Origin of the sequence: Actinosynnema sp. NPDC023658, assembly GCF_040639995.1 — a bacterium.
In the GTDB taxonomy this organism is placed as follows: domain Bacteria; phylum Actinomycetota; class Actinomycetes; order Mycobacteriales; family Pseudonocardiaceae; genus Actinosynnema.
The window spans coordinates 1-7,780 of sequence record NZ_JBFAAX010000277.1 but is presented as its reverse complement, the minus strand read 5'-3'; the positions used below and the strand labels follow the sequence as shown (position 1 = coordinate 7,780).

At 74.4% G+C, this 7,780-nt stretch carries 6 protein-coding genes; 4 read left to right on the top strand and 2 right to left on the bottom strand.

Going from position 1 to position 7,780, the window contains the following annotated elements:
* Window positions 1-116: 116 nt before the first annotated feature.
* Both AB0G02_RS23670 and AB0G02_RS23665 read right to left on the bottom strand, forming a co-directional pair.
* Window positions 117-3,392, bottom strand: coding sequence for a glycosyltransferase family 2 protein (locus AB0G02_RS23670; RefSeq protein ID WP_360797648.1), 3,276 nt, complete (start codon window positions 3,390-3,392; stop codon window positions 117-119).
* A 111-nt stretch (window positions 3,393-3,503) separates the two neighbouring features.
* Window positions 3,504-3,809 carry a WhiB family transcriptional regulator gene (locus tag AB0G02_RS23665; RefSeq protein WP_051773102.1) on the bottom strand — a complete coding sequence of 102 codons (306 nt, stop codon included), beginning with the start codon at window positions 3,807-3,809 and terminating at the stop codon, window positions 3,504-3,506.
* Window positions 3,810-4,078: 269 nt separating this feature from the next.
* On the opposite strand from AB0G02_RS23665, the gene AB0G02_RS23660 reads away from it, so the two are divergent.
* Genes AB0G02_RS23660 through AB0G02_RS23645 form a run of 4 tightly spaced genes read left to right on the top strand, consistent with a single transcriptional unit; the run spans window position 4,079 to window position 7,691 of the window.
* Window positions 4,079-4,831, top strand: coding sequence for a site-2 protease family protein (locus AB0G02_RS23660; RefSeq protein WP_360797647.1), 753 nt, complete (start codon window positions 4,079-4,081; stop codon window positions 4,829-4,831).
* A gap of 25 nt (window positions 4,832-4,856) precedes the next feature.
* Window positions 4,857-5,822, top strand: a complete 966-nt coding sequence (gene cofD, locus AB0G02_RS23655; RefSeq protein ID WP_360797646.1) for a 2-phospho-L-lactate transferase — start codon at window positions 4,857-4,859, stop codon at window positions 5,820-5,822.
* A complete protein-coding gene (locus AB0G02_RS23650; RefSeq protein WP_360797649.1) occupies window positions 5,815-7,149 on the top strand; it encodes a coenzyme F420-0:L-glutamate ligase in 1,335 nt (444 codons plus the stop codon). Before cofD ends, AB0G02_RS23650 begins: the two co-directional genes overlap by 8 nt.
* The gene (locus tag AB0G02_RS23645) at window positions 7,146-7,691 is read left to right on the top strand and encodes an NUDIX hydrolase (RefSeq protein ID WP_360797645.1); all 546 of its coding nucleotides are present in this window, start codon (window positions 7,146-7,148) and stop codon (window positions 7,689-7,691) included. The genes AB0G02_RS23650 and AB0G02_RS23645 overlap by 4 nt, the downstream gene beginning before the upstream one ends.
* Window positions 7,692-7,780: the final 89 nt, after the last annotated feature.

Below are 7,780 nucleotides of genomic sequence, written 5' to 3'. Positions count from 1 at the left end.
ACGCAGGACACGCGCGTTCCGAACGTAGGACACGCGCGACGTGAACGTAGGACACGCGCGCGTGTCCTACGTTCGCGTCACGCGTGTCCTACGTCCAGGTGCGCTGAGTCGAGCGCTCAGGGGCGGCGGCGGGACGGGATGGCCGTCAGGACCGTGAACAGCGCGGCGGCGGCCTGGAGCATCAGCAGCAGCTCGCGCAGGGTCGAGGAGGCCTCCACGCGGACCTCCGAGGCCGCGGTCGGCACCGTCACGCCGACCAGGTGGCCCCACGCCCGCACGACCGTCACCTCACGCCCGTCGACCCACGCCCGCCAACCCGGCTCCTCCTCCGCCGCCAGCACCAGCAGCCGCCCCTCGGGCCCCTCGGACACCCGCACGCCGACCTCCGGCGGCGCGGCCTCGACCGGCGCGATGCCGGGCGCACCCAGCTCCACGGGCGGGTTGCCGCCGGTCCGCGCCCGCCGCGCCAGCTCCGGCGACAGCAGCACGGCGTTGCCCGCCGCGAGCTGCACCCGCAGCACCGGCCGGCCGTCCGACATCGCCGGCGTCACGCCCACCAGGTCACCGACCGCCTCGCGCACCCGCTGGGCCGTCGCCAGGTCGGGCACCACGACGAACGCCACGCCCGAGGCCGCCGCCTGCGCCAACGCCACCCGCGCCGCCTCCGCCGACCCGCCGGTCAGGTCCCGCGACCACCGCTCCAACCGCGTGGTGGCCGTCACCACGGGCACGTAGTCGTCGTCCCCGAACGCGGGCAGCCGCCCGGCCACCAACCGCGTCGGCGTCCCCAGCACCAGCACCGACCGCCCGGTCCGCGGCACCTCCTGCGCCAACGTCGACGGCAGCCGCGCGCCGTCCGCCGTCAGCGCACCGGACCGCAGCCCCACGAACCCGCCGCAGACCAGCGCGAGCACCGACGCCACCCCGAGCACGGACACCACCCGCCGCAGCGGCACCGCGGCCACGTCACGCCGGAACGCCGACAACACCACCCACAGCAACCCCCACCCGACCAGCACCAACGGCCCGCCGGCCCACCCGGGCGAGGCGTCACCGCCGGGCAGCGGCACCAGCGACACGGTCCGCACCACGATCACCGCGAGCCCGCCCAGCAGGACCACCGCGAGCCCCGCCGCCATCGACCGGGACGGCCGCAGCACCAGCGCCAGTAGCGCGAAGACGACCACCACCAGCCCGACGAACGGCACCGAGCCCGTCCCGCCCGGCCGCAACGACAGCAGGTCCACCAACCCCACCGCGGGCGGCTCCACGAACGCGCCCACCCCGTGCAGCACGACGGACGGGTTCTGCAACACCACCGCCGGCCACGGCAGCAGCAGCGCCATCGGCAGCAGCACGACGATGAACAGCGACGCCACCCGCCGCCGACCGTCACCGGGCCGACCGGGCACCACCACGAACCCCACCAGCGCCGCCAACGCCACCAGCCCGTGCACCAACGGCGAGAACGCGCCCACCGCCGCCACTGCCAACGCCGTGCCCGACGCCACCGGCAACCACGCCGCGCCCGCACCGCCGCGCAGCGCGGACGCCACCCCGGCGAACACCACCGGCGCCAGCACGTGCACCACGACCACGTCCAGCCGGCCCTGGCTCACCGCCGCCGTCGCCGCCGGCAGCACCGCGTACGCCGCCGCCACGATCGCGCGGACCGGCCGCCGCACCGGCACCCGCCGTGACGCCGCGTACGCCGCCAGGCCGGCCAGCGGCGCGTCCGCCAGGAACAGCAGCGCCACCAGGGCCGCGGGCGACCCGAACAGCACGCCGACCGTCCCCAGCACGGCCAGCGCCGCGGGCGCCGGTGCGGTCGTCCCGCCCGCGACCGGGTGCCAGGCGGCCAGGTACGACGACCAGGTGCTCGCCAGGTCGCCCACCGGCAGCAGCCGCCCGCCGCTCAGGTCGAGCCCGAGGCGGGAGGCGTTGGCCAGGATCCCGAACACGGTCAGCCCCACGACCAGCAGCAGCGGCGGCCCGAGCACCAACGACCACAGCACCCGCGCCCGGTCGACCTCCACGAACTCGACCGCCGGCACCCGCTGACCGCGCGGCACGGGCGATGGGCGGGGGTGCGGCGAGGGCCGCGGCCCGGACGGCGACGCGGCCTCCACCGGCACGGTCACCGCGGGACGGCGCAACCCACCGGTCGCCCGCACCGGCCGACGCCGTGACAGCACACCGGCGGGCAGCGCGGCCGGGCCCACCACGGGACGCTCCACTTCGGACGGCGGCGTCCACGCGCCCGGCCGCGCGTCGTCCTCGGGCAGCCGCCCCAGCGCCAGGTCGGCCTCCACGCGCCGGCGGACCAGCGCGGCCGACGCGCCGCGGATCGCGTTGCGCAACCGGGTGACCCGGCTGGTGGACAACCCGCGCACGACGCCGTGCGCCGGGCGCTCGGCCCGTCCGGCCAGCAGCCCGGCCCGCCCGCTCAGCAAATACCGCAGCGCGCCCACCTCGGCGCGCGCGTCGGAGAACCGGCGCAGCAGCAGGAACCCGAGCGCGCGCAGGAACGCCAGCACCGCGATCCGGGGCAGCCCCAGGGCGAACGACGACGTGCCGCAGTTGACCAGGAACGTGCGCAGCCCGTGCGCCCGGTCCACGCCGCGCAACGCGGGGCCCGGCCGGCCCGCCGCCGCGTCCAGCCGACGCCCGCCCCGGCTCACCGCGCGCGCGTGCCGCATCCGCGCCACCGGGACCGACAGCACCAGGTGCCCGGCGAGGTTCGCGCGCCAGCCGAAGTCGATGTCGTCGTGCAGCAGGGGCATCGTGCGGTCGTAGCCGCCGAGCGACTCCCACGCCGTGCGGCGGATCAGCGAACCGGCCGACGGCACGGCCAGCGCCTCGGTGCTCTGCCGGAACGACCCGGCGAGCTCGACCCGGCCCATGCCGGTCTGCCGGTGGCCGGACGCGTCGGTCGAGACTCCCGCCTCCACCACCAGCCGCGGATCGGTCCAGTCCAGGCTCAACGGCCCCAGCACGGCCGCCGACGGCGACACCTCGGCCGCGGTCAGCAGGGAGGACAGGCAGTCCGGTTCCGGCGCGCAGTCGTCGTGCAGCAGCCACAGCCACGCGCCCGGGTCGCCCCACCGCTGCACGGCGTGCTCGACGGCCGCGTGCACGGCCGCGCCGAACCCCGTGCCGCGCGGCAGCGTCAGCACGCCGTCGATCACCCGATCGGGACCTTCGGAGGCTTCGGTGAGCACCTTCGCGGTCCCGTCGACGGACCCGGTGTCGACCGCGATCACGTGCCGCGGGCGCGGCTGTTGGCGGCGCAGCGCGGACAGCGCCGTGCCGAGCCACCGGTCGCCGTCGTGGCACACCAGCACCGCCAGCACGGGCGCGGTGCGCAGCCGCGGAGTGGCCCCGCTCGTCAAGTGCCGCTCCTAGTTGCTCCGACTACGCCGTGGGACGACCACGGTAAGCCAGAGCGACCGCGCAAGCGATCACCGCACACCGACGATCACGCGCACGACCACCGCACGGGGTCACACGGCGCGCTTCTTGAGCTTCCTCCGCTCGCGCTCGGACAGCCCGCCCCAGATGCCGAAGCGCTCGTCGTGCTGCAGGGCGTACTCCAGGCACTCGGAGCGCACCTCGCAGCCGAGGCAGATGCGCTTGGCCTCCCTGGTCGAGCCGCCCTTCTCCGGGAAGAACGCCTCGGGGTCGGTCTGCGCGCACAGGGCGCGCTCCTGCCAGTCCTGCTCATCGGCCGCGTCGAACAGGTCGAGCACGACCGGCTCCTGTGCCGGGACGTCCCCGTCCACGATGCGACCCCCGTCGAATTCCTGCATAGTCCGCCTCCTCGCCTTCCGCTCTCCCCGGTTGGCGGACACCACTCGCCTTCCCCACAACGACGAATGACACCGATGTGATTACACCTGTGTCACAACACGCGGTCAAGCGGAGTCCACAGGACGGGGGATATTCGCGCGGATGGCCTGAAAAGCCTTGACTAGCAGCACAGACGGTGATTGGGGCGGTGCGCCGAGCGATAACGGCTGCGCGAACGGCCTACGGGACGCCCTGTGAACCACCACATCGGGGAGGCCACACTGGGAGGGTGAAGCGATCAGCGGTGCGTCCGAGTCCACTGTTCCTCAGCCTGCTCGCGGTGACGGTGGCAGGCGCCGTGCTGACCCTGTTCGACGGCTCGTCGGCGCTGGTGACGACGGGCACGGTCCTGTTCGTGCTGGGTGGCTGGGCCGTTTCGCTGTGCCTGCACGAGTTCGGTCACGCGATCGTGGCGTACCGGGGCGGCGACTACGCCGTGCAGGCCAAGGGCTATTTGACCCTCGACATCCGCCGCTACACCGACCCGGTGTTCAGCATCGTGCTGCCGCTGGTGCTGTTGGCGTTCGGCGGCATCCCTCTGCCCGGCGGCGCGGTGTGGATCAACCACCACGCTTTGCGCAACAAACGCGTCGAGTCGATGGTGTCGCTCGCCGGACCTCTCAGCAACCTCGTGCTCGGCGTCCTCCTGTCGCTGTCGGTGATCCTTTTCACCCCGGCCGAAGGTTTGGCCGCCGCTTTGTCGTACCTGGCCGCGGTACAGATCCTCGCTTTCGTCCTGAACATCCTGCCGATCCCCGGTCTGGACGGGTGGGGCGTGATCGAGCCGTACATGTCGTACTCGGCGCGGCAGTTCGGCGCGAAGGCGCGGATGTGGGCGCCGTTCGCGCTCTTCGCCGTGCTCATCGGGTTCCCGACCATCGGCCGGTTGTTCTTCGACGCCGGCTACTCGATCTTCGAGCTGGTGGGCGGCGACCGGTGGCTGGCGGCGGACGGGCAGGACACCTTCCTGTTCTGGCGATGACGCCGAGGTGGGAGGATGGCCCCTCGTGAAGGTCGTCGTACTGGTTGGCGGGGTTGGCGGGGCGCGGTTCCTGGTCGGGCTGAAGAGCCTGCTGGCCGGTCCGGAGCACGAGATCACCGCCGTGGTGAACACGGGTGACGACGTGTGGATGCACGGGTTGCGGATCTGCCCCGACCTGGACACCTGCATGTACACCCTCGGTGACGGGATCGACAAGGAGCGCGGGTGGGGACGCGCGGGCGAGACGTGGTCGGTCAAGGAGGAGCTGGCGGCCTACGGCGCCGACCCGACGTGGTTCGGGCTGGGCGACCGGGACATCGCCACGCACCTGGTGCGGACCCGGATGCTGCGCGCGGGGTACCCGCTGTCGGCCGTGACGGAGGCGCTGTACTCCCGCTGGGAGCCGGGCGTGCGGCTGCTGCCGATGTCGGACGACCGGGTCGAGACGCACGTCGTCGTGGCTGAGGAGGACGGTGAGCGGGCCATCCACTTCCAGGAGTGGTGGGTCAAGCACCGCGCCCAGCTGCCCGCGCGGTCGTTCGCGTCGGTCGGGGTGGAGACGGCGACGGCCGCGCCCGGCGTGCTGGACGCGCTGCGCGACGCCGACGCGGTGCTGATCGCACCGTCCAACCCGGTGGTGAGCGTCGGCACGATCCTCGGCGTGCCGGGGGTGCGGGACGCGCTGCGCAAGACCGACGCCGGCGTGGTGGGGCTGTCACCGATCATCGGCGGCAAGCCGCTGCGCGGGATGGCGGACGCGTGCCTGACCGCGATCGGCGTGGAGACCTCCGCCGAGGCCGTGGGCCGGTACTACGGGTCGCGCAGGACGACGGACAAGGGCGTGCTGGACGGCTGGCTCGTGCACACCGGCGACCGGTGCGACGTGCCGGGCGTCGCGGTGCGCGCGGTGCCGCTGTTGATGTCCGATGTGGACGCGACGGCGGCGATGGCGCGGGCGGCGCTGGAGCTGGCCGGTGTCGGCGTTGGCTGACCACGCGGCGTCCGCGCCGATCACGCTGCTGCCGGTCACGGGGTTGCCGGAGTTCCGACCGGGTGACGACCTGGCGGCCGCCGTCGCGTCGGCCGCGCCGTGGTTGGCCGACGGTGACGTCGTCGTGGTGACGTCCAAGGTGTTGTCCAAAGTGGAGGGACGGCTGATCGCCGTGCCCGCCGACCCCGAGGCGCGCGACGCCGTGCGGCGGCAGTGGGTCGAGGCCGAGTCGGTGCGCGTGCTGGCCCGGCGCGGGCGGACGTTGATCACCGAGAACAAGCTGGGCATCGTGCAGGCGGCGTCCGGTGTGGACGCGTCCAACGTGGCCGGTGACGAGATCGCGCTGCTGCCGGTCGACCCCGACGCGTCGGCGGCGGCGCTGCGGTCGGCGCTGGCCTCCCTGCTGGGCGTGTCGGTGGCGGTCGTGGTGACCGACACGATGGGCCGCACGTGGCGGGTGGGTCAGACCGACGCCGCGATCGGGTCGTCCGGGCTGGCCGTGCTGCACCGGTACGCCGGGTCGGTGGACCCGCACGGCAACCCGCTCGTGGTGACCGAGGTCGCCGTGGCCGACGAGATCGCGGCGGCGGCCGACCTGGTGAAGGGCAAGCTCGGCGCGGTGCCGGTGGCGGTCGTGCGCGGCCTGCCGGTGTCCGACGACGGGTCGTGCGCCCGCGACCTGACCCGGCCGGTGGCCGACGACCTGTTCCGGCTCGGGACGGCCGAGGCGGTGGCGCAGGGGCGGGCCGAGGCGGTGCTGATGCGCCGGTCCGTGCGGTCGTTCACGTCGTCGCCGGTGTCGTCCGAGGCGGTGCGCCGGGCCGTGGCCGCCGCGTTGACCGCGCCCGCGCCTCACCACACGCGGCCCGTGCGGTTCGTCCGGTTGACGGCCAAGCGGGACGTGCTGCTGGACGCGATGGCCGACCGGTGGCGCGCGGACCTGCGCGGCGACGGGTTGGCGGAGGAGCGGATCGCCGCCCGGGTGGGGCGGGGTGACATCCTGCGCGCCGCGCCGGAGGTCGTCGTGCCGTTCCTGGTGCGGGACGGGGCGCACTCGTACCCGGACGCGCGGCGGGCGGAGGCCGAGCGGACCATGTTCACCGTCGCGGGCGGCGCGGCGGTGCAGGGGCTGCTGGTGGCGTTGGCCGCCGAGGGCCTCGGCTCGTGCTGGGTGTCGTCGACGATCTTCTGCGCGGACGTGGTGCGGGACGTGCTGGACCTGCCCGCGTCGTGGGAGCCGTTGGGCGCGGTGGCGATCGGGCACCCGGAGGAGGAGCTGGTGCCGCGCGCCCCGCGTGACCTGGACGACGGGTTCCTGGAACGGTGAGCTCCGGTCTGCACGCCGACGTCGTGGCGACGTTGTGGGCTTGGCGTCCCGCCGACCCGGCGCAGGAGGCGCTGCGGCAGGCGTACCTGGGGTTCCTGGCGGCCCGTGAGGACGCGTGCCTGCGTTCGTGCGAGCCGGGGCACATCACCGCGTCGGCGCTGGTGGTGGACGCCGCCGGGGACCGGACGTTGCTGACCCTGCACCCGCGCGTGGGCCGGTGGTTGCAGCTGGGCGGGCACTGCGAGCCGTCGGATGTGACGCTGGCGGACGCGGTGCTGCGCGAGGCGACGGAGGAGTCCGGCATCGGGGGGCTGCGGATCTCGCCGGAGCCGATCCACCTGGACGTGCACCCGATCACGTGCTCGCTGGGCAAGCCGACGCGCCACTTCGACGTCCGCTTCCTGGTGCGCGCCCCGGCCGGCGCCGACCCCGTCCGCAGCGCGGAGTCCGACGACCTCCGCTGGTGGCCGCTGACCGCGCTGCCCCCGGACGTGGACGACCTGCGCCCCCTGATCGCCTCCGCCCACCCCCACCTCCCCTGACCGCGAGAGTCCTACCTCCACACCGCGAGAGTCCTACGTCCAGACCGCGAGAGTCCTACGTCCACGACACCTGAGTTCAACGCTCAAGA

Bases quoted from the DNA above. Each gene is read 5' to 3' on its own strand.
- AB0G02_RS23665 (WP_051773102.1), bottom strand. From the start codon at position 3,809: ATGCAGGAATTCGACGGGGGTCGCATCGTGGACGGGGACGTCCCGGCA.